Raw genomic sequence first — 19423 nt, forward strand, 5'->3', positions numbered from 1 at the left:
CCCTGAGGAACCGATGACGGCCCGATGACGGCCCGTCGGCGCCCGCCCCCGGTCCGGCCCCGCGGCCACAGGCTAGGGTCGGGGCGGATCGGTCCGGGGCAGCGAGAACGATCCAGGACAGAGAAGGAGAGAGGGCGTTGGCAGCTTCCGCTGGCCCGGTACTGAGCCGGGAGGAGGTCGACCGTGCGCTGGCACGCCTCGGCGCGGACCGCGACGCGGTCGAGTCGGCGCTGCTCTCGCTCCAGGACCACGCGGGCCTGCGGCTGCTGGACGGCGCCGCGCTGACCGGGCGGACGCAGGAGCGCTGGTCCGTCGCCGGGCAGGGCCTGCCGCTGCTCTGGTCGCTGTTCGACCGCTACTCGGAGGCCCTGGCCTCGGCCCGCGCGGTGCGCGCCCGCCGGTCGAGACCGGGCGCGGCCGAACTCGCCGAGCTGAGCGAACTGCTCACCGGCGAGGCGGTCACCGTGCCCGGCGGTGCGGTGCCGGACGGCCCGCAGCTGCTCGGCGCACCCGCCAAGCTGGTCGAGCGGGTCAGCCTGAACGACCTGATGACCAGGATGAACTCCTGGTACGCCACCGTGCTGGAGGTGGTGAGCGCCGCCGACGCCGTCTGGTCGGCGCTGCCCGCCCGGATCGACCTGCTGCTGGCCGAACTGCGCCGGGTGCAGACGCTGGCGGCCTCGCTCGGCGTGCACACCGGCAACCACCCGCTCGGCGACGACCTGGCCGGGCTCGAAGCCGATCTGACGGAGCTGCGCACCGAGGTGCGCGGCGACCCGCTGGCGCTCTGGCGCCCGGCCCGGGTACCGGCCCAGCGCGGCACCCGCCCGGACGGCACCGCGCTCGCCACCCCGTCCGGCGTGGTGGACACCGAGCGCTTCGACCGGGCCGGCCGGGCGCTGGACGGCGTCCGGGTCGAGCTGGAGGACCTGCTGCGGCTGCGCGACGACGCGGAGGAACGGCTCCAGGGCGTCGGCGACCTGCTGCAACGGGCCGACGCCACGCTGGCGCAGGCCCGCCGGGCGCGCGGCGAGGTGCTGGCGAAGATAGCCGCCACCGAGGTGCCGGCCGTGCCGGGACCGGCCTCGGCACTGCGCGAACAGATCGTGCTGGCCCTGGAGTTGCGCCAGAGCGGCCAGTGGCACCGGCTGGCGCCGCTGCTGGACGCACTGGAGGACGCGGCCGCCAAGGAGCTGGGCCGGGCCCGGCAGTCGCTGACCGAGGTGACCCAGCCGCTGGCCGTCCGCTCCGAGCTGCGGGGGCGCCTGGACGCGTACAAGGCGATGGCGGCCCGGCTGCGGGTGGCCGAGGACCCGGTCGTGATCGAGCGCTACGAGAAGGCCCGCTGGCTGCTCTGGAGCGCGCCCTGCGACCTGCGGGCGGCGGCCGGCGCGGTGGCCCGCTTCCAGCAGTCGCTGCGACCGGCGCAGGCCGAGCCGCCCGGCGCCGGGCCGGTCGACGGACAGACACAGCAACACGGACTGGGGGGCTGAGGTTCATGGCGCAGGCGTGCGTACGGCCGGAGTGCACCGGCGACGGGACGATCGACGGGGACGGCTACTGCGACGAGTGCGGGCTCGCCCCGGCGGGCGCGGGCTCCCCGGCGGGCTCCCCCTCGACGGGCTCCGCCGCCCCGGTGGGCGCGGCCGCGGCGGGCCCGGGCTCGCCCTGCCCCCGGGAGTGCGCCGGCACCATCGACGACGACGGGTACTGCGACGAGTGCGGCCTGACCGCCCCCGGCGGTGACACCGGACTGACCCAGCCGTACGTGCCGTCCGCGCGGGTCGACCCCGACTCGGCGCGCTCCTCCCGGACCGGCTCGTCCCGCTCGCTGTCCGGCCGCTCCCGCTCGCACCGCTCCACCCGGACCGGCAGCGGCCGTTCGGTCTCGGTGCGCAGCAGCCGGGGCAGCGTCAGCGCGGGCACCCGCCACCGGCTCGGCGCCGGCCTGGTGACGGTGCCGACCGTGCCGGCGGCCGATCCGACGGCGGCGGTGCTGGCCGACCCGGAGGTGCCGGAGCGCAAGCGGTTCTGCTCCAAGTGCGAGACCCCGGTGGGCCGGGAGAAGAACGGCCGGCCGGGGCGCCCCGACGGCTTCTGCACCAAGTGCGGCACGCCGTACTCGTTCACGCCCAAGCTCCGCCGGGGGGACCTGGTCGGCGGGCAGTACGAGGTGGTCGGCTGCCTGGCGCACGGCGGGCTCGGCTGGATCTACCTCGCCATCGACCGGCGGGTCAACGACAAGTGGGTGGTCCTCAAGGGCCTGCTGGACACCGGGGACGAGGACGCGCTCGCGGTGGCCGTGGCCGAGCGGCGCTTCCTCGCCGAGGTGGACCACCCCAACATCGTCCGCATCATCAACTTCGCCGAGCACCCGGACCTGCGCACCGGCTCCACCGACGGCTACATCGTGATGGAGTACGTCGGCGGCAAGTCGCTCAAGGACATCGCCAACGAGCGCCGGGCGCCGGACGGACGGCGGCTGCCGCTGCCGGTGGAACAGGGCATCGCGTACGCCCTGGAGGCGCTGCCGGCGCTCGGGTACCTGCACAGCCGGGGCCTGGTCTACTGCGACTTCAAGATCGACAACGTGATCCAGAGCGGCGACGCGCTCAAGATCATCGACATGGGCGCCGTCCGCCGCCTCGACGACGACGGCCCGATCTACGGCACCATCGGCTACCAGGCCCCGGAGATCGCCACCGACGGCCCCTCCCCCGCCTCCGACCTCTACACGGTGGCCCGCACGCTGGCCGTGCTCACCTTCGACTTCCAGGGCTACAGCACCACCTACCGGGAGAGCCTGCCCGGGCCGGAGTCGGTGCCGGCCTTCGCCGAGTACGAGTCCTACTACCGCTTCCTGGTCCGCGCCACCGACCCGGACCCGGCCCGCCGCTTCGGCTCCGCCGAGGAGATGGCCGACCAGCTCACCGGCGTGCTCCGCGAGGTGCTGGCGCTCCAGGACCAGCGGCCCCGCCCCGCCCTCTCCACCCTCTTCGGCCCGGAACTGCGGGTGGTCGACACCGAGCTGGTGCTCCCCGCGGTGCGCCGCGGCGAGCTGCGGGTGGCCGCGCTGGACCCGGCCGCCGCCGCCCTGGCGCTGCCCGTCCCCCGGGTCGACCCGAACGACCCGAACGCGGGCTTCCTGGCCGCCCTGCTGGCCGCCGACCCGGCGGAGGCACTCGCCGCGCTGGCCGGCGCCCCCGCCGTCTCCACCGAGCGCCGGCTGCGCGAACTGCGCGCCCACCTGGAACTGCGCAGCCGCGCCGACGCCGACCGGATGCTCGCCGCCCTGGAGAAGGACCACCCGGACGACTGGCGGGTGGTCTGGTACCGCGGCCTCGTCGCCCTGGTCGACTCCGTCAGCGGCTCCTCCGGTCCCGGGTCCCCCGGCGAACCCGACGAGGCGAGGCTGCGGGCCGCCGCCGAGGCCTTCGACGCCGTCTACGACGCCTTCCCCGGCGAGTCCGCCCCGAAGCTCGCCCTCGCCATCTGCGCCGAACTGCTCGGCGACGGCGGCGACGCGGCCGAGTTCTACCGCCTGGTGTGGACGACCGACCAGGCCTACCTCAGCGCCGCCTTCGGCCTGGCCCGGGTCCGCCTCGCCGACGGGGACCGCCCCGGCGCCGTCCGGGCGCTGGAGTCGGTACCGGCCACCTCCAGCCAGTTCACCGCCGCCCGGATCGCCGCCGTCCGGGCCCGGCTGCGCGAACGGCCCGCCACCGACCCGCTCGGCGCCGACCTCGGCGCCTGCTCCGAGCAGTTGACCGCCCTGCGGCTCGACGACCGGACCCGCGAGGAGCTCTCCGTCGAGGTGCTCGACAGCGCGCTCGGCTGGGTGTCCGCCGGCTCGCCCGGCGGCGCCGGGCAGGCGGGCGGAACGGCCGGGGCGAGCGGGGCGGACGGGACCGGTGGGACCGCGACGACCGGCGAGGTCACCGTCCTCGGACGGCCGGCCGCCGACCGGGAACTGCGGCTCGCACTGGAACAGTCCTACCGGGTACTCGCCCGGTTGGCCGACCGGGCCGAGATCAGGATCGAGATGGTGGAGCGGGCCAACCGCGCCCGCCCCAGAACGTGGGTGTAGCAATGCCGCAGCAGACCGTGTGCCAGAGCTGTTCCGAGCCGCTGGACCAGGAGGACGCGTACTGCGGCTCCTGCGGGGCGAGCCGGAACGGCCGTCCGGCTCCGGGCGCGATGCCCGCGAGCTGGTCCGCCGCCCAGGGCGCCGGCGGGGCGGACCACGCGCCGACCGTGCCGGTGCCGGTGGTGCCCGCCGCCGCGCCCGGAGCGGCGGTGCCCGCCCAGGGCGGCCCCGGCTGCGTGCACTGCGGCCTGCCGCAGGTCACCTCCGACGGCTACTGCGAGGCCTGCGGGGGCGCCCAGCCGCGCCCGCGCGACCACATGGAGAAGGCCCTCGGGGGCGTCGCCGGGGTCAGCGACCGCGGTCTGCGCCACCACCGCAACGAGGACTCCTTCACCGTCGCCGCCACCTCGCTGCCCGGTGGCGAGCCGGTCGTGGTGGCCGTGGTCTGCGACGGGGTCTCCTCCTCCGACCGGCCCGACCAGGCCTCCGAGACCGCCGTCGACGCGGCGTCGGAATCCCTGCTGACCGCGCTGGAGGCCGGCCGCGACCCCGAGGCCGCGATGCGCGACGCGATCGCCGACGCGGCCGCCGCCGTCGCCGCGCTCGCCGAGGACGGCGGCGCGCCCGCCCGGCCCGACGTCAACGCACCGGCCTGCACCTACGTCAGCGCCATAGCCTCCGGCGGCCGGGTCACCATCGGCTGGGTCGGCGACACCCGGGCGTACTGGATCCCGGACGACCGGGTCGCCGCCGAGCCGTTCCGGCTCACCCAGGACGACTCCTGGGCCGCCCGGATGGTCGAGGCCGGGCTGATGGGCGAGGCCGAGGCCTACGCGGACCCGCGCGCCCACGCCATCACCGGCTGGCTCGGCGCGGACGCCGAGGAGGTCGTCCCGCACACCCTGGACTTCACCCCGCACGTCCCCGGCGTGCTGCTGATCTGCACCGACGGCCTCTGGAACTACGCCGAAGCCGCCACCGACCTCGCGTTCTACGTGCGCCAGGACGCCCGGACCGAGCCGCTCGCCGCCGCCCGCACGCTGGTGAAGTTCGCGGTCGCGGCCGGCGGGCACGACAACATCACCGTCGCCGTGCTGCCGATCGACCCGCCGACCGGTCTGGCCGGTGCGGCGTGGCCGGACGCCGAGGACGAGCGCACCGCCACCGCCCTGGACCTGCCGGTGCTCCGCCCGGCCGCCGCCCCCGCCGGCGGACCGGCGGACGACGAGGAGGACCACGACCCGACGCTGCCGGACCTGCCGGTGATCGGCTCGCCCGCCGCGCCCCTGCCGCCGGCCCCGCCGGCTCCCCCCGCGCGGCCCGGCGTCCCGCCGCGCCCGCCGCAGCCGCCGCTGGGCTGACGCCCTGCCGCGGCCCACCCCACCGACCGTTCGCACCATCCGACCACCCGACGGGAGCCACCGGCCCATGGCAACACTGGCTAAGCCGAACCTGCCCAGGTTCGACGTGGAGATCTTCCAGAACGCGTTCCTCGCCGACGGCGCCCGCGAGGTGAACGCCATCGTCACCGTCACCGCGACCGGCGGCGGCACCTCCGGCGGCCGGCCGCTCGGGGTGACCGACAGCGGGCCGCTGGACGCGGGAGCGCACTCCGCCGCCGTGGTGATCATGGTGGACTGCTCCGGCTCGATGGACTACCCGGCCAGCAAGATGCGCGGCGCCCGGGAGGCCACCGCCGCCGCCATCGACACCGTCCGCGACGGCGTCGCCTTCGCCGTGGTGGCCGGCACCCACGAGGCCCGGGAGATCTTCCCCGGCGACGGCGGCCTCGCGACCGCCTCGCCGGCCACCCGGGCCCAGGCCAAGGAGGCGCTGCGCCGGCTCAGCGCGGCCGGCGGCACCGCCATGAGCACCTGGCTCGCCAAGGCCGACGCGCTCTTCCTGACCCGCCGTGACATCGCCATCCGGCACGCCATCCTGCTCACCGACGGCAAGAACGAGCACGAGTCGGCGGCCGACCTGGAGCGCGTGATCGAGCGCGTCACCGGCCACTTCACCGCCGACTGCCGCGGCGTCGGCACCGACTGGCGGGTGGACGAACTGCGCCGGATCTCCTCCGCCCTGCTCGGCACCGTCGACATCGTCGCCGAACCGTCCGGCCTCGCCGAGGACTTCCGCTCCATGATGGAAGGCGCCATGGGCAAGCAGGTCGCCGACGTCGCGCTGCGGATCTGGACGCCGGCCAACGCCGTGGTGACCTTCGTCAAGCAGGTCGCCCCCACCGTGGAGGACCTCACCGGCCGCCGCACCGAGGCCGGGCCGCGGGCCGGCGACTACCCGACCGGCTCCTGGGGGGACGAGAGCCGCGACTACCACGTCTGCGTGGAGGTCCCGGCGGCCGCCGTCGGCAACGAGATGCTGGCCGCCCGGATCAGCCTCGTCCTGCCGCCGCAGACCGGGAGCACCCCCGAGGTGCTGTCGCAGGGCCTGGTCAAGGCGGTCTGGACGGACGACCTGGCCTCGTCCACCCGGATCAGCCCGCAGGTCGCCCACTACACCGGGCAGGCCGAGCTGGCCTCCTCGATCCAGGAGGGCCTGGAGGCGCACCGCGCCGGGGACGTCGACCGCGCCACCGCCAAGCTCGGCGCCGCCGTCCGGATCGCCCACGCGACCGGGAACGAGGGCACCTTCAAGCTGCTGCAGAAGGTGGTGGACGTGGTCGACCCGAAGGAGGGTACGGTTCGGTTCCGTAAGAATGTGAGTGAGGCCGACTCGATGACCCTTGAGACCCGGTCGACCAAAACCGTCCGTGTGAAGAAATGACCGTTGAAGTACCGGTGGGGCCGCGGCCCGGCCGGACGCTGCCCCAGCTGGCTGGAAATCGAGGGGGGACCTGATGCCGATCTGCCCGAGGGGGCACGAGTCGCAGGCCGAGGACTGGTGCGACTTCTGCGGCTTTCCGATGACACCGCCACCGCCGATCCCGCCACCGCCCGGCACCCACCCGGGCGCGCCCGGGGCACCGGCGGCGCACGGTGGTCACGGCGGGCACGACGGTTTCGGCGGCCCCGGGGCGCACGGCGGGCAGGGGTACCCCGGCCATGGCGGCGCGCCGTTCGGCGGGCCGGTGCAGCCGCGCCCCGAGCAGCCGGGCCCGGGCGCCGTCCCGCCGGGCGCGCAGGGCTTCCCGGACCTCACCGAAGGCCTGGTGGTCTGCCCGATCTGCCGCAGCCCGCAGACCGGCCGGTTCTGCGAGGAGTGCGGGTACGACTACGACCTCTCCTCGCCCTCGCGGCGCCAGCCCCCGCCGTCCGGCGGGGCCCCGGCGGGCGGGCCCGGACCCGACCCGCTGAACATCCCGCCGGCGTACGGCGGCCCCCAGCCGCCGGCCCAGCAGCCGCAGCCGCAGCCGCAGCCGCCGCACGCCCAGCAGCAGCGGCCCGCCTACGGCTACCCGCAGCTCGGCGGCGAGCCTTACCAGGAGGCGCGGCACCAGGAGCCGGCGTACCAGGAGCAGCCCTACCAGGAGGCCGCGTACCAGGAGCGCCCCTACCAGGAGGCCCCGTACCAGGAGTCCGGCTACCAGGAGCAGCAGCCCTACCAGGAGCGGCCGCGCGAGGACTCCGGTCCGGTCTACGCCCAGCCCGGTCCGAACGGGCGCGGCGCCGAGTTCGGCACCTCGTTCAACCTGGCCCCGCCGGTCCTGCCGCAGCCGCCGCAGGCCCCGCAGCCGCCGCAGCAGGTCCAGCAGCAGGCTCCGCAGCAGCACCCGCACGGTCAGCAGGTCCCGCAGCCGCCCCAGCCCGCCCCGCAGCCGGAGCAGGCCCAGCACCAGGCGCACCAGCCGCCGTACCAGGGCGCGCAGCCCGAGCCGGTCCGGACCAACTGGATCGCCGTGGTCTCGGCCGACCGCGACTACTTCACCGACATGATGGCCCGCAGCGGTCCGGAGGCCGCGGGTCTCTTCTTCCCCCCGTACTGCCCCGAGCGGCGCATCCCGCTGACCGGCCGCGGCCAGCTGCGGATCGGCCGGCGCAGCCAGCACCGCGGCACCGTGCCGGAGATCGACCTCTCCGTCCCGCCGGAGGACCCGGGCGCCTCGCACCAGCACGCGCTGCTCGCCGAACAGTCGGACGGCAGCTGGGTGCTGGTCGACCAGGACTCCACCAACGGCACCACGATGAACGGCGGCGCCGAGTCGCTCACCCCGCACACCGCCGTGCCGCTGAACGACGGCGACCGGATCCACATCGGGGCGTGGACCACCATCACCCTGCACCGCGCCTGACCCCGGGGTCGGGCCCCTGACGCCCGGGCCCGGGCGGGAGTCTGCTCCCGCCCGGGCCCGTCGGCGTCCGCCACCGCGCGCGCAGTGGCCCGTCACCCCGTACACGCACGGTCCGGACCCCTGGTCGGGGGCCCGGCGGCCCGGCAAAATGATCTTCAAATCACGTCCGCCCCGTCTCCCCAGCACCCCCCGTGTACCCCTACGCTCAGGCCACATGACTGCAGCTATATCCGCCGACGGAATCCGTCAGCGGTACGGGGATGTGCAGGCCGTCGACGGGGTGTCCCTCACCGTCGAGGTCGGCGAGTTCTACGGGATCCTGGGCCCGAACGGCGCCGGGAAAACGACGACACTGGAGATTCTGGAGGGAATCCGGAAGCCCGACGAGGGCCGGATCGAACTGCTGGGGATGGCGCCCTGGCCGCGCAACGCGAAACTGCTGCCGCGGATCGGCGTGCAGTTCCAGGCTTCGGCCTTCTTCAACAAACTGACGGCGCGGGAGACGATCCGCACCTTCGCCTCGTTCTACGGCGTCGGCCCCAAGCGGGCCGACGCGATGCTGGAGCGGGTGGGCCTCACCGAGTCGGCCGGGGTGATGACCGACAAGATGTCCGGCGGCCAGGCCCAGCGCCTCTCGATCGCCTGCGCGCTGGCCCACGACCCGGAGCTGGTCTTCCTGGACGAGCCGACCACCGGTCTCGACCCGCAGGCCCGCCGCAACCTCTGGGACCTCCTGCGGGACATCAACGCCGAGGGCCGCACGGTCGTGCTGACCACCCACTACCTGGACGAGGCCGAGGTGCTCTGCGACCGCGTCTCGGTGATGGACCACGGCAAGGTCCTGCGCACCGGCGCCCCGGCCGCGCTGGTCCGCGAGATCGACGACACGGTGCGGATCAGCGTGGAGTCGGGGCTGCTGACCGTCGAGCGGGTGCGTGACCTGCTCGACGCGACCGGCGCCGAGATCGCCTCGGTCGAGGACGACGGCGTCTCGCTCGCGGTCTCGACCCGCCTCCCGGCCCCGGTGCTCGCCGTGCTGGCCGAGCAGAACGCGCTGCGCGGACTCGAAGTCCGCGGCGCCACCCTGGAGGACGTCTTCCTCCAGCTCACCGGACGGGAGTACCGCGCATGAGCGCCGAACGCACGCGGGACGCGGCCGTTCCGGCCCAGCGCACGCCCGAACCCGCCGGCGCGCCCGCCGGGCAGCCGGAGCGCGAGCGGGTGAGCGCGTTCGCCAGCCTCTCGCGGGTGATGGTGGTCGCCTTCCTCCGGGACCGCACCGCCGTCTTCTTCGTGATCCTCTTCCCCCTGATGTTCCTGCTGCTGTTCGGCACCCTCCTCAAGGGCGCGACCAGCCCGCACGCCAAGGTGGCGCAGGTCGGCGCGGTCCAGGTGCTGGACTCGGTGCAGGGCGACGGCCGGGCCGCGCTGGAGAAGGTCCTCACGATCAGCCGCGGCGACGACGAGGCCGCCGCGCTGGAGAAGGTCCGCAAGGGCGACCTGGACGCGATGATCAAAGAGGGCCCGGACGGCACGGTGGTGCTGCGCTTCAGCGCCGCCGACCAGGTCCGCGCCGGCTCCGTCCAGGGCATCGTCAACTCCGTCGTCCAGCAGGCCAACCAGGCCGCCAGCGGCAAGCCCGCCGCCTTCGTCCTGGACTCCGGCCAGGTCGAGGACAACTCGCTGAAGCCGATCCAGTTCCTCACCCCCGGCCTGCTCGGCTGGGCGGTGGCCACCGGCGCGGTGTTCGGTGCCTCGCTGACCCTGGTGTCCTGGCGGAAGAAGCAGGTGCTGCGGCGGCTGCGGCTGGCCCCGGTGAGCGCCGGGTCGATCGTGGCCTCCCGGATCGCCGTCTCGGTGCTGACGGCCCTGGTCCAGACCGCCGTCTTCCTGGTCGTCGCCACCATGCCGTTCTTCGGGCTGAAGCTCACCGGCGACTGGTGGCTGATCATCCCGCTGGTGGTCTGCGCCACGATCGCCTTCATGTCGATCGGCCTGCTGGCCGGGTCGCTGGCGAAGACCGAGGAGGCGGCCAACGGCATCTCGCAGATCATCGTGCTGCCGATGTCGTTCCTGTCCGGCTCGTTCTTCCCGACCGATGACATGCCGACCTGGCTGAAGGCCTTCTCCGAGGCGCTGCCGCTCAAGCACCTGGTCACCGCGGCGCAGTCGGTGCTCTCCCGGGGCGGCGGCGTGATGGACGCGCTGCCGACCATGGGCGGGCTGCTGGCGTTCGCCGCCGTGCTCACCGCGATCGCCTGGCGGTTCTTCCGCTGGGAGGACGCCTGAGCCGAACGCTGACGGCGGCGGGGTCGTACGCCCCCGGTCCTGGTCCCCAGGTCCCGGTGTACGGCCCCGCCGCCGTCTGCGACCATGGTCGGGTGAAAGAGATCCGGCGTGGCACGCTCAGCGAGGAGACCTTCTTCGAACAGGTCGGCGGCGAGCCGACCTTCCGGCGACTGGTGCACCGGTTCTACCAGGGCGTCGCGGGGGACGAGTTGCTGCGGCCGATGTACCCCGAGGAGGACCTCGGCCCGGCCGAGGAGCGCCTCACGCTCTTCCTGATGCAGTACTGGGGCGGTCCGCGCACCTACAGCGAGCAGCGAGGGCACCCGCGGCTGCGGATGCGGCACGTGCCGTTCCGGGTCGACCGCGCGGCGCACGACGCCTGGCTGAAGCACATGCGGGCCGCGGTGGACGAGCTGGCGCTGCCGGCCGACGCCGAGCGGCAGCTGTGGGACTACCTCACCTACGCCGCCGCCTCGATGGTCAACACCGAGGGCTGAACCGGGCCCCATCGGCCGGGCCCCACGCCCTGGCTCCGCGCCCTGGCCCCAAGCATCGGGGCCCCGCGCATCGGGTCTAGCGCATCGGGTCTAGCGCATCGGGCTGAGCCCGAGCCCGGCCCCGGGCGCCGCCGCGGTCCGCACCGCCACCGACCCCGCCGGGGCGCTCAACCGCAGCCAGCCACCGGCGCGGTGCACGGTCAGCGGCGCACCCGGCTTGAGGAACCCGATCACATAGGCCGCGTGCGCGGCGCGCAGCGGCAGCTCGGGCAGGGCGCCCACCGGCCGGGACCAGATCTCGTCGGCCAGCCCGTCCAGCACCGCACGGGTCCGGTGGTGCGCCGGGACGGCCTCGCTGCGCTCACGGAACTCCCGCACCCCGGCCATCAGTTCGGGGTACACCTCGGCCACCGGCGGCTCGCCGACCGGGCGCCAGCCGGAGCGCGGCGGCAACAGGCCGGCCCAGGCCGGACCGGTCACGGGCACGGGCAGCTCCACGGTGTTCCCGGCACTGTCCAGGCCGTCCAGCAACTGCCCCGCCGAGACCGTGCGGTCGGCCGGCCCGACCGGCCCGGCGAGCCGCGCGGTCCGGACCGCCAGCGCGCCGGAGCTCCCCAGCGGCAGCCGGCCGAAGACGGCCAGCACGCCGTCGCCGCCGGCCTGCTTCGCCACCGCCTGCAGGCGCACCGCCGCCGCCCGGTCGAAGCGCAGCAGACGGACCAGGAAGGCGCCCAGGTCGGCGGCCTCCCCGGCGTCGGCGAGGGCGAGGGCGGCGGTGGGGGTCAACGCGCTTCAGCTCGAATCCGTGTATCGGTGATGGGTGGTGGTCCGGGCCGGGGGCTCAGGCCGCCGCGGCGTCCAGGCTGCGTCCGTCCCGGCTGTGCCCGTCCGCGCCGCGGTCGTCGTCCGTGAAGCGGCCCAGGAACTCCCGCTCCACCGGGCTGATCCGGCGCGGGCGGCCCTCGGCCAGGTCGTAGGGGACGACCACGGTGGACGCCCGGACGTACACCGTCTCGGTGCCGTCCTCGGCGGTGTCCTTGATCTCGTACGACACGGTCAGCGAGGCGCCGCCGATCTTGGTGACCCAGGTCTCGATGGTGACCGGCTCGGGCCGGTGCACCAGCGGGCGCTTGTAGTCGATCTCGTGGCGGGCCACCACCGAGCCGCCCGCGAACTCCCCCGCACCGGCCGCGGCGGCCTGGGTGAACATGAAGTCGATCCGGGCCTCCTCCAGGTAGCGCAGGAAGACCACGTTGTTGACGTGCCCGAAGGCGTCCATGTCGGACCAACGCAGCGGACAGGCGTAGATGTGGCGTGCCACGGGTGTTCTCCTCGATGTCCGGTGACCCGCCGGCGGGTGACGGCCGGTGGGCCGCGGCCCGGCAGGCCGCCCCCCGGGGGGCAGTCTGCCGGGCCGTTGTGACAGCTGGGTGTCAGCCTCGGGTCAGCTTCTTGTAGGTGGCCCGGTGCGGACGGGCCGCGTCGGCGCCCAGCCGCTCGATCTTGTTCTTCTCGTACGACTCGAAGTTGCCCTCGAACCAGAACCACTTGCTCTCGCCCTCGTAGGCGAGGATGTGGGTGGCCACCCGGTCCAGGAACCAGCGGTCGTGGGAGATGACCACGGCGCAGCCGGGGAACTCCAGCAGCGCGTTCTCCAGCGAGGAGAGGGTCTCGACGTCCAGGTCGTTGGTGGGCTCGTCGAGGAGCAGCAGGTTGCCGCCCTGCTTGAGGGTGAGCGCCAGGTTCAGGCGGTTGCGCTCACCGCCGGAGAGCACGCCGGCCGGCTTCTGCTGGTCCGGGCCCTTGAAGCCGAACGCCGAGACGTAGGCGCGGGACGGCATCTCGACCTGGCCGACGTTGATCCAGTCCAGGCCGTCGGAGACGACCTCCCAGAGCGTCTTCTTCGGGTCGATGTTGGCGCGACTCTGGTCGACGTAGCTGATCTTGACGGTGTCGCCGACCTTGACGGTGCCGGAGTCCGGGGTCTCCATGTCCTGCAGCATCTTGAACAGGGTCGTCTTGCCGGCGCCGTTGGGGCCGATGATGCCGACGATGCCGTTGCGCGGCAGGGTGAAGCTCAGGTCGTCGATCAGGACCTTCTCGCCGAAGGCCTTGTTGAGGTTCTCGACCTCGATGACGATGCTGCCCAGACGCGGGCCCGGCGGGATCTGGATCTCCTCGAAGTCCAGCTTCCGCATCTTGTCGGCCTCGGCCGCCATCTCCTCGTAGCGGGCCAGACGCGCCTTAGACTTCGCCTGACGGCCCTTGGCGTTGGAGCGGACCCACTCCAGCTCCTCGCGGAGCCGCTTGGCGCGCTTGGCGTCCTTCTGGCCCTCGACCTTGAGGCGCGACTGCTTGCTCTCCAGGTAGGTGGAGTAGTTGCCCTCGTAGCCGATCGCGCGGCCGCGGTCGAGCTCCAGGATCCAGCCGGCCACGTTGTCCAGGAAGTACCGGTCGTGGGTGACGGCGACGACGGTGCCGGCGTACTTGGCCAGGTGCTGCTCCAGCCAGTTCACCGACTCGGCGTCCAGGTGGTTGGTGGGCTCGTCGAGCAGCAGCAGGTCGGGGGCCTCCAGCAGCAGCTTGCAGAGCGCCACGCGGCGCTTCTCGCCACCGGAGAGCTTGGTGACCGGCCAGTCGCCGGGCGGGCAGCCCAGCGCGTCCATGGCCTGCTCCAGCTGGGCTTCGAGGTCCCAGGCGTTGGCGTGGTCCAGGTCCTCCTGGAGCTTGCCCATCTCGTCGAGCAGCGCGTCCGAGTAGTCGGTGGCCATCAGCTCGGCGATCTCGTTGAAGCGGTTGAGCTTCCCCTTGATCTCCTTGACGCCGTCCTCGACGTTCTCCAGAACGGTCTTGGTCTCGTCGAGCGGCGGCTCCTGGAGCAGCATGCCGACGGTGAACCCGGGCGAGAGGAAGGCGTCGCCGTTGGACGGCTGCTCCAGGCCGGCCATCATCTTCAGCACGGTGGACTTACCCGCGCCGTTGGGGCCCACGACGCCGATCTTCGCCCCCGGGAGGAAGCTGAGCGTCACGTCGTCAAGGATGACCTTGTCTCCGTGCGCCTTGCGTACCTTGCGCATCGTGTAGATGTATTCCGCCACGTGAGATCGCTCCGGCGTCGTCGGGAGTAATTCGGCTTGCAGCCTTCCATTGTGCCGCACCCGGCCGAGAGCCCGAACCGCCAGCCTTGCCCCACTGGGGTATCCCGTCCCGGACGCCCGCGCCGGCCCCGGCCACCACCGCCCTGCGCGGCCCCGCCGGACGCACCGCGGCCCGGCTCCCCGCAGCGAGTGCGGGGGGCCGGGCCGGGTGGTGGGCGCCCGCCCTGCCGGAGCAGGTCGGGCGCCCTTCACTGCGTTCAGTACTACTTCAGTACCGGTGCGGCGCTGCCTCAGGCGGCGCTGCGACCGTGGCGACCGCGACGGCGCAGGACGAAGACCGCGGCACCGCCGGCCACGACCAGGCCACCGGCGACGGCGGCGAGGATCGGGGTGGCGTCGTTACCACCGGTGGCGGCCAGGCCGCCCGTGGTGCCGGGAGCCGGGCTGCTGGCGGCCGGGGCCGGGTGCGCCGAGGAGCTGGACGGAGCGGCGGTCGGCGTACCGGTACCGCTCGGGGTCGGCGTGGCCGTGGCCGTGGCGCTGGTGCCGGCCGACGGGGTGGCGGTCGGCGTGGTCACGCTGGTGACCTTGCAGTCCAGGATGCCCTTGAACTCCTTGGTGAAGCCGTTCGGGCCGGTCACCTTGATGTCGTAGGCGGTGTCCTCGTTGACCGGGACCAGCACGCTCTCCATCTTGCCGGGCTGGACGGTGACCGTCTTGCCCGGTGCGACGGTCACGGAGGCCGCCTCGTCGCCGCCGTTGGCGACGTTGACGCGGACGCCGTTGGAGTCGCACTCGACCTGGGCATTGCTGTCCAGCAGCGGGCCCTTGCCGGCCTTCCACGCGGCCTTGGCCGCGTCCACCACGCTGAGCTTGGTGGAGCCGGCCAGGATCATGGTCTGGCTGTGCTTCTCGGGGGTGTAGCCCTTGCTCAGGAAGACCCGGCCGTTGGGCACGACGGTCTCGGCCGAGGCCGTCACCGTGGCCGTGCCGTCCGGGGTGCCGGCCGGCACGTCCAGGAACAGCTGGGTGTCCTTGGCGACCGGGCCGGTCAGGCCGGTGACCGGCTTGCCGTCCTTGTCGACCAGCTTCGCCTTGTCCGCGGCGTCGCCGGAGAGCGCGAGCTTCACCTCGGAGGCGCTGGTGTTGATGGTGAACGGACCGAGCTTGTTGCCCGGCTTGCCCGACACCGAGTCCGGCGTGAGGCTCAGCGAGGGCTTGGGCTCGGCCGCGATGCCCTTGTTGGCGTCGCTGACCAGGTAGTCGCGCAGCTTCTTGGCCTGCGCGTCGACCGGGGTGGCGTTCTTGCCGTCGGAGAACTTCCAGATCGCGGCCTGGGTGCCCGCGGCGGCGTCGTCGGCGGTGAGCTGACCGTCCTTGATGCCGGCCGCGTCGGCCAGCTTCTTGAGGTCGGTGACCTGCGGGTAGGAGTTCTCCAGGATCCAACGGATCTTGGCGGCGTCCTGAGCCTTCTCCTTGCGGCCGAGCGAGCTCGACTTCCAGTCCGACTCCTGGTACTCGACCTTGCTCTCGATGTTGACCGGGTGGTCGATGTCGATGCAGTACGTACGAAGCTCGCCGTTGGCCGTCTTGAGGGTGAACAGACCGCCCTGAACGGAGTGACCGCCCTCGATGGCGATCTCCTCGCTCTGCATGGTCGGCTGGATCACCGCCGTGACGCCCGCACCCGGTGCGTCGGCCGCAGCCGCCGCACCGGCTGCGAGCAGGCTCCCACCCAGCGCTACGCTGGTCGTGAGCATGACAGTGGTTATGCGCGGAAGACTCCGCCCCTGCCTCTGGAACATCTGGGATCCCTCCGGGCCGGGCCATGCCGATGGGCTGCCCGCCTTGCATTGCCGCGCCCCCTGTGGCGCCGCTGCACGTGTGTGAACCAGACGAATCCTATTGAGCCAGGGAGGCGCGCAAACCCCCATGCGAAATCAGGACGATTCCGTATCTGTATCGTTATCAACGCTCCCATCATCCACACAAGCTGACGATCAGCCAGAAACTCCCGATCTTTCACTTAACCGGTCCGGTGTTTGCACATGTGGGCACAACAACCGTCTCGATCAACATATTTGTCGACAGTTGAGACCGCTCGACGGTCAGACCGAAGAAGCCAGGGCGTCACCCTCCGTTCCCCCGCCGTCCATCCCCGCCCCGACCCCGGCGGCCGCCAACAGGGGTGCCACCGGCGGGCCGACGGCCGCCCTCCGGGCCTGCAGTGCGTCCGCGATCCAGCCCGGTACCGCCTCGCCCACGGGCACCTCCCGACCCTCCGCCGGCTCCGCCCGCGAGGCCGCACCCCACGTGAAGACGGCGGTGCCACGACTGAGGTCGTGCCCGACCGACCGGGCGTCGATCTCGACTCTGCTGCGCCGCGCCTCACCGTCCATCCACTCCCGGACCCTCAACCGCCCGCTCACCACCACCGGATCACCCTTCGACAGCGAGCCGATCAGATGACCCGCCAGCGCCCGCCAGGCCGTCACCGTCACCCACTGCGTCTCGCCGTCCACCCAGGCCTCCCGCAGCCGGTCGTACCGGCGCTCCGTCGACGCCAGCCGGAAGTTGGCCACCGCCACCCCGTCCACCGTCCTCGTGCAGCTCACCTCGGTCGCGACATTGCCGATGACCGTCACCTGGGTCTCGTTCACAGAACACGCTCCGTTCTCCCGGATGCACCGTACGGAATCGACCGGCGCGAGTTGAGAGTGCGCTTCCCGGGAAATCCGCACCAGGGGGATCGGAAATCCTGTGGACAACTCGGCCCTGTGGAAAACCGGTGTCACTCACAGGGATGAATTTCGGCCCTTCCGGTCCTACTTTCGGCCCGGCTTCTACGGGGCCATGACAACAAACGCCCCGCGTCCCGCCGCACCCGCGCACCCCCAGGGGTGGCCTGCCCGGCCGTCCGCCCACGTCATCCGACCGAACGAACCCGAATACGGCCCCCCACCCGCGCCGAGACCGGTAGTTTCTCCGTGCCGAATCCATAACGGGTGGGGCGGCAGCCCCGTAACGACTGCACAACGTCCGGCGCCGAAGCGGGCCAGACCGCTGCACGCACGGCCGTCACCTGCGATTATCGGACCGCTCCACCGAAGCCGACACACCCGCGACGGTGTTGTTACACCCGGCCGAGGTTCTGGACACCCTTATCCTGTCCCCGACAGGGCAAGGCCCCGCCAACCCCCACCCCACCCTCAGGCACGGGGCCGGACAGCGGGCGCCCCGCGCGCTCGTCGCCCGATCCCGGCAACGGTCACGCCCATCAGGGCGCCGTCCGTCCCGCCCCCATAGCTCAGCGGATAGAGCACCCGCCTTCTAAGCGGTAGGTCGCAGGTTCGAATCCTGCTGGGGGCACCGCACCGAATTCCCGCAGGCCACGCCCTCGGCGAGGGCTTTGCCCGGCCGGGCCGCCGGATAATCCCGTGTACCGAACGCGCATAGCCCGTGACAATGCGTGTCGTGGCGGGGGCGGAAACGACACGGGGGAAACACCGGTACGAACCGGTCGTACGGCCCGAACGGAAACAACGGGCGAATCAGACAACACCCCCCGGGGCCGCCCCGCCGCTCGCCTCCGGTGCCGCGCCGGGGACGGCAGCCTCGGGCCGTCCCCGGCGCCGCGAAGTCCCGCTCGGCGCCGCAGAGCCCCGCTCAGCGCCGCGAAGTCCCGCCCGGCGCCGCGAAGTCCCGCCCGGCGCCGCAGAGCCCCGCTCAGCGCCGCGAAGTCCCGCTCGGCGCCGCAGAGCCCCGCTCAGCGCCGCGAAGTCCCGCTCGGCTCCGCTCAACCCTGGCCGGCGGCCGCTCCGGGCAGCCCCGCCAGATAGCCGTCCAGCAGCGCCACCTGCCGCTCGGGCGGGAACTCCGCCGGGGCGAACAGCGCCTGTACCACCAGCCCCAGCGCGAAGGCCTGCGCCCCCGCGGCGAGCTGCCCGGCGTCCACGCCGTCCGGCAGCTCCCCCAGCCGCTGCGCGGCGGCCACCGACTCGGTCAGCAGCGCCCGCGCCCGTCCGTAGCGGGCCGCGTGCGCGGCGGCCAGCTCCGGGTCGGCCAGCGCGACGTCCCAGGAGCCGACCCAGATCCGGTTGCCGGCCGTGCCGGCCCCGTCCAGCGGGAGGATGTCGAGCAGCGCCGCCCGCAGCCTGGGCAGTCCGGCGGGCGGCGGCGGGCTGCCGTCCGCCGGGGCGGTCCGGCGCGGCCGCTGCTGGGAACGCCGGTCCAGTACGTCGAGGGCGTGCGCCACGAGCGCCCGCTTGTTGGGGAAGTAGTGCGTCAACAAACCGGTGGAGGCGCCCATTTCGGCGGCCACCGCACGCAGTGTCAGCCCCTCGAAGCCGCGCGAGGAGAGCACCCGCCAGACCGCCTCGGAGACGTCCTCGCGGCGGGCTTCATGGTCTCCCCGGGCTGGTGTCATAGGCGGTATGGTACCTACCAAACGTTTGTTATGTATGCCGGAACGGCCGGGCCGCGCCCTCGCCCCCCACACCCGGCCCCGCCCGAAAGGCCCGCCGATGTTCGCCGTCCCGCTCGCCGACCGTGCCGAACTGCGCCCCCTGGAACCGTGGCAGGCCGCCGAGTTCCTGACCCACATGGACCGCGCCCGCGACCACATGAACCCGTGGATCACCTGGGCCCACCGCTCCACCGACCTGACGTCGGCCCGCGCCACCCTGCAGGGCTACGCCGACCGGCAGGCCGCCGACGCCGGCCGGCTCTACGGCATCTGGCTGGACGGCACGCTGGTCGGCGGCACGATGTTCGTCTCCTTCGACGCCGTCGCCGGGGTCGCCGAGATCGGCGTCTGGACGGAGCCCGCCGGCGAGGGCCGGGGCCTGGTCGGCGCCGCCGTCCGCCACCTGGTCGACTACGCGTTCACCACCCGCGGCCTGCACCGCCTGGAGTGGCACACCAGCCCGACCAACCTCCGCAGCCGCTCGCTCGCGCAGCGGCTGGGCATGCGGCTGGACGGTGTCATGCGGGAGTCGTACCTGGTCAACGGCGTCCACCAGGACTCCGAGATCTGGTCGCTGCTCGCCCACGAGTGGCAGCCGACCGGCTGACGGCGGCGTACGGCGCGGGGCCCGGTGGACGACCGTCGATGCTGTTGGTTAATTCGGGCCCGTGCGTGACGTCGGCTCCCAAGACCCGGTTGTGGTCTTGGGAGCCGATGTTGTCGTGTGGGGAGGGTTCG

General features: G+C 73.4%; 15 protein-coding genes and 1 tRNA gene. 10 read left to right on the forward strand and 6 right to left on the reverse strand.

Features of this window, described 5'->3' with window-relative positions; genetic code table 11:
• Positions 1 to 137: 137 nt before the first annotated feature.
• The 8 genes from ACZ4UX_RS19415 to ACZ4UX_RS19450 all read left to right on the forward strand — a co-directional run bounded on the left by ACZ4UX_RS19415 (position 138) and on the right by ACZ4UX_RS19450 (position 11122).
• The gene (locus ACZ4UX_RS19415; RefSeq protein WP_465707518.1) at positions 138 to 1493 is read left to right on the forward strand and encodes a hypothetical protein; all 1356 of its coding nucleotides are present in this window, start codon (positions 138 to 140) and stop codon (positions 1491 to 1493) included.
• Between the two features lie 5 nt (positions 1494 to 1498).
• The gene (locus ACZ4UX_RS19420) at positions 1499 to 4087 is read left to right on the forward strand and encodes a serine/threonine-protein kinase (RefSeq protein ID WP_465707519.1); all 2589 of its coding nucleotides are present in this window, start codon (positions 1499 to 1501) and stop codon (positions 4085 to 4087) included.
• A gap of 2 nt (positions 4088 to 4089) precedes the next feature.
• Positions 4090 to 5448: a PP2C family protein-serine/threonine phosphatase gene (locus ACZ4UX_RS19425; RefSeq protein ID WP_396489870.1), complete on the forward strand. Its 1359-nt coding sequence runs from the start codon at positions 4090 to 4092 to the stop codon at positions 5446 to 5448.
• 67 nt (positions 5449 to 5515) lie between these two features.
• Positions 5516 to 6871: a vWA domain-containing protein gene (locus ACZ4UX_RS19430; RefSeq protein WP_352293844.1), complete on the forward strand. Its 1356-nt coding sequence runs from the start codon at positions 5516 to 5518 to the stop codon at positions 6869 to 6871.
• A gap of 73 nt (positions 6872 to 6944) precedes the next feature.
• Complete coding sequence (locus ACZ4UX_RS19435; RefSeq protein ID WP_465707520.1) at positions 6945 to 8336, forward strand: FHA domain-containing protein; 1392 nt, start codon at positions 6945 to 6947, stop codon at positions 8334 to 8336.
• A gap of 214 nt (positions 8337 to 8550) precedes the next feature.
• Positions 8551 to 9468 carry an ABC transporter ATP-binding protein gene (locus ACZ4UX_RS19440; protein WP_329489930.1) on the forward strand — a complete coding sequence of 306 codons (918 nt, stop codon included), beginning with the start codon at positions 8551 to 8553 and terminating at the stop codon, positions 9466 to 9468.
• On the forward strand, positions 9465 to 10625 hold the full coding sequence (locus ACZ4UX_RS19445; RefSeq protein WP_465707521.1) for an ABC transporter permease: 1161 nt from the start codon (positions 9465 to 9467) through the stop codon (positions 10623 to 10625). The genes ACZ4UX_RS19440 and ACZ4UX_RS19445 overlap by 4 nt, the downstream gene beginning before the upstream one ends.
• A gap of 92 nt (positions 10626 to 10717) precedes the next feature.
• Positions 10718 to 11122 carry a globin gene (locus tag ACZ4UX_RS19450; protein WP_329489928.1) on the forward strand — a complete coding sequence of 135 codons (405 nt, stop codon included), beginning with the start codon at positions 10718 to 10720 and terminating at the stop codon, positions 11120 to 11122.
• Positions 11123 to 11212: 90 nt separating this feature from the next.
• On the opposite strand, the gene ACZ4UX_RS19455 is transcribed toward ACZ4UX_RS19450, so the two are convergent.
• The 5 genes from ACZ4UX_RS19455 to ACZ4UX_RS19475 all read right to left on the reverse strand — a co-directional run bounded on the left by ACZ4UX_RS19455 (position 11213) and on the right by ACZ4UX_RS19475 (position 16880).
• Complete coding sequence (locus ACZ4UX_RS19455) at positions 11213 to 11908, reverse strand: DUF8185 domain-containing protein (protein WP_380385818.1); 696 nt, start codon at positions 11906 to 11908, stop codon at positions 11213 to 11215.
• 55 nt (positions 11909 to 11963) lie between these two features.
• Positions 11964 to 12443, reverse strand: coding sequence for an acyl-CoA thioesterase (locus tag ACZ4UX_RS19460; RefSeq protein ID WP_329489926.1), 480 nt, complete (start codon positions 12441 to 12443; stop codon positions 11964 to 11966).
• A 112-nt stretch (positions 12444 to 12555) separates the two neighbouring features.
• The gene (gene ettA, locus ACZ4UX_RS19465; RefSeq protein ID WP_380385815.1) at positions 12556 to 14220 is read right to left on the reverse strand and encodes an energy-dependent translational throttle protein EttA; all 1665 of its coding nucleotides are present in this window, start codon (positions 14218 to 14220) and stop codon (positions 12556 to 12558) included.
• A gap of 290 nt (positions 14221 to 14510) precedes the next feature.
• Positions 14511 to 15980 carry a Cys-Gln thioester bond-forming surface protein gene (locus ACZ4UX_RS19470; RefSeq protein ID WP_380385813.1) on the reverse strand — a complete coding sequence of 490 codons (1470 nt, stop codon included), beginning with the start codon at positions 15978 to 15980 and terminating at the stop codon, positions 14511 to 14513.
• Positions 15981 to 16328: 348 nt separating this feature from the next.
• A complete protein-coding gene (locus ACZ4UX_RS19475; protein ID WP_465707522.1) occupies positions 16329 to 16880 on the reverse strand; it encodes a single-stranded DNA-binding protein in 552 nt (183 codons plus the stop codon).
• A 636-nt stretch (positions 16881 to 17516) separates the two neighbouring features.
• On the opposite strand from ACZ4UX_RS19475, the gene ACZ4UX_RS19480 reads away from it, so the two are divergent.
• A tRNA-Arg gene (locus ACZ4UX_RS19480) sits at positions 17517 to 17589 on the forward strand.
• A gap of 427 nt (positions 17590 to 18016) precedes the next feature.
• Here ACZ4UX_RS19480 and ACZ4UX_RS19485 read toward each other — a convergent pair.
• Positions 18017 to 18646 carry a TetR/AcrR family transcriptional regulator gene (locus tag ACZ4UX_RS19485; RefSeq protein WP_465707523.1) on the reverse strand — a complete coding sequence of 210 codons (630 nt, stop codon included), beginning with the start codon at positions 18644 to 18646 and terminating at the stop codon, positions 18017 to 18019.
• A 97-nt stretch (positions 18647 to 18743) separates the two neighbouring features.
• Between ACZ4UX_RS19485 and ACZ4UX_RS19490 the strand changes: the two genes are divergently transcribed.
• Entirely contained in the window at positions 18744 to 19292 is a 549-nt protein-coding gene (locus ACZ4UX_RS19490) for a GNAT family N-acetyltransferase (protein WP_465707524.1), read from the forward strand.
• Positions 19293 to 19423 lie beyond the last annotated feature (131 nt).

The sequence above is a fragment of the Kitasatospora sp. NPDC028961 genome, from assembly GCF_055564815.1.

Coding starts and splice junctions, on each gene's coding strand:
- ACZ4UX_RS19430 (WP_352293844.1), top strand. CDS start 5,516: ATGGCAACACTGGCTAAGCCGAACCTGCCCAGGTTCGACGTGGAGATC.
- ACZ4UX_RS19485 (WP_465707523.1), bottom strand. CDS start 18,646: ATGACACCAGCCCGGGGAGACCATGAAGCCCGCCGCGAGGACGTCTCC.
- ACZ4UX_RS19470 (WP_380385813.1), bottom strand. CDS start 15,980: ATGCTCACGACCAGCGTAGCGCTGGGTGGGAGCCTGCTCGCAGCCGGT.
- ACZ4UX_RS19445 (WP_465707521.1), top strand. CDS start 9,465: ATGAGCGCCGAACGCACGCGGGACGCGGCCGTTCCGGCCCAGCGCACG.
- ACZ4UX_RS19440 (WP_329489930.1), top strand. CDS start 8,551: ATGACTGCAGCTATATCCGCCGACGGAATCCGTCAGCGGTACGGGGAT.
- ACZ4UX_RS19420 (WP_465707519.1), top strand. CDS start 1,499: ATGGCGCAGGCGTGCGTACGGCCGGAGTGCACCGGCGACGGGACGATC.
- ACZ4UX_RS19435 (WP_465707520.1), top strand. CDS start 6,945: ATGCCGATCTGCCCGAGGGGGCACGAGTCGCAGGCCGAGGACTGGTGC.
- ACZ4UX_RS19425 (WP_396489870.1), top strand. CDS start 4,090: ATGCCGCAGCAGACCGTGTGCCAGAGCTGTTCCGAGCCGCTGGACCAG.
- ACZ4UX_RS19490 (WP_465707524.1), top strand. CDS start 18,744: ATGTTCGCCGTCCCGCTCGCCGACCGTGCCGAACTGCGCCCCCTGGAA.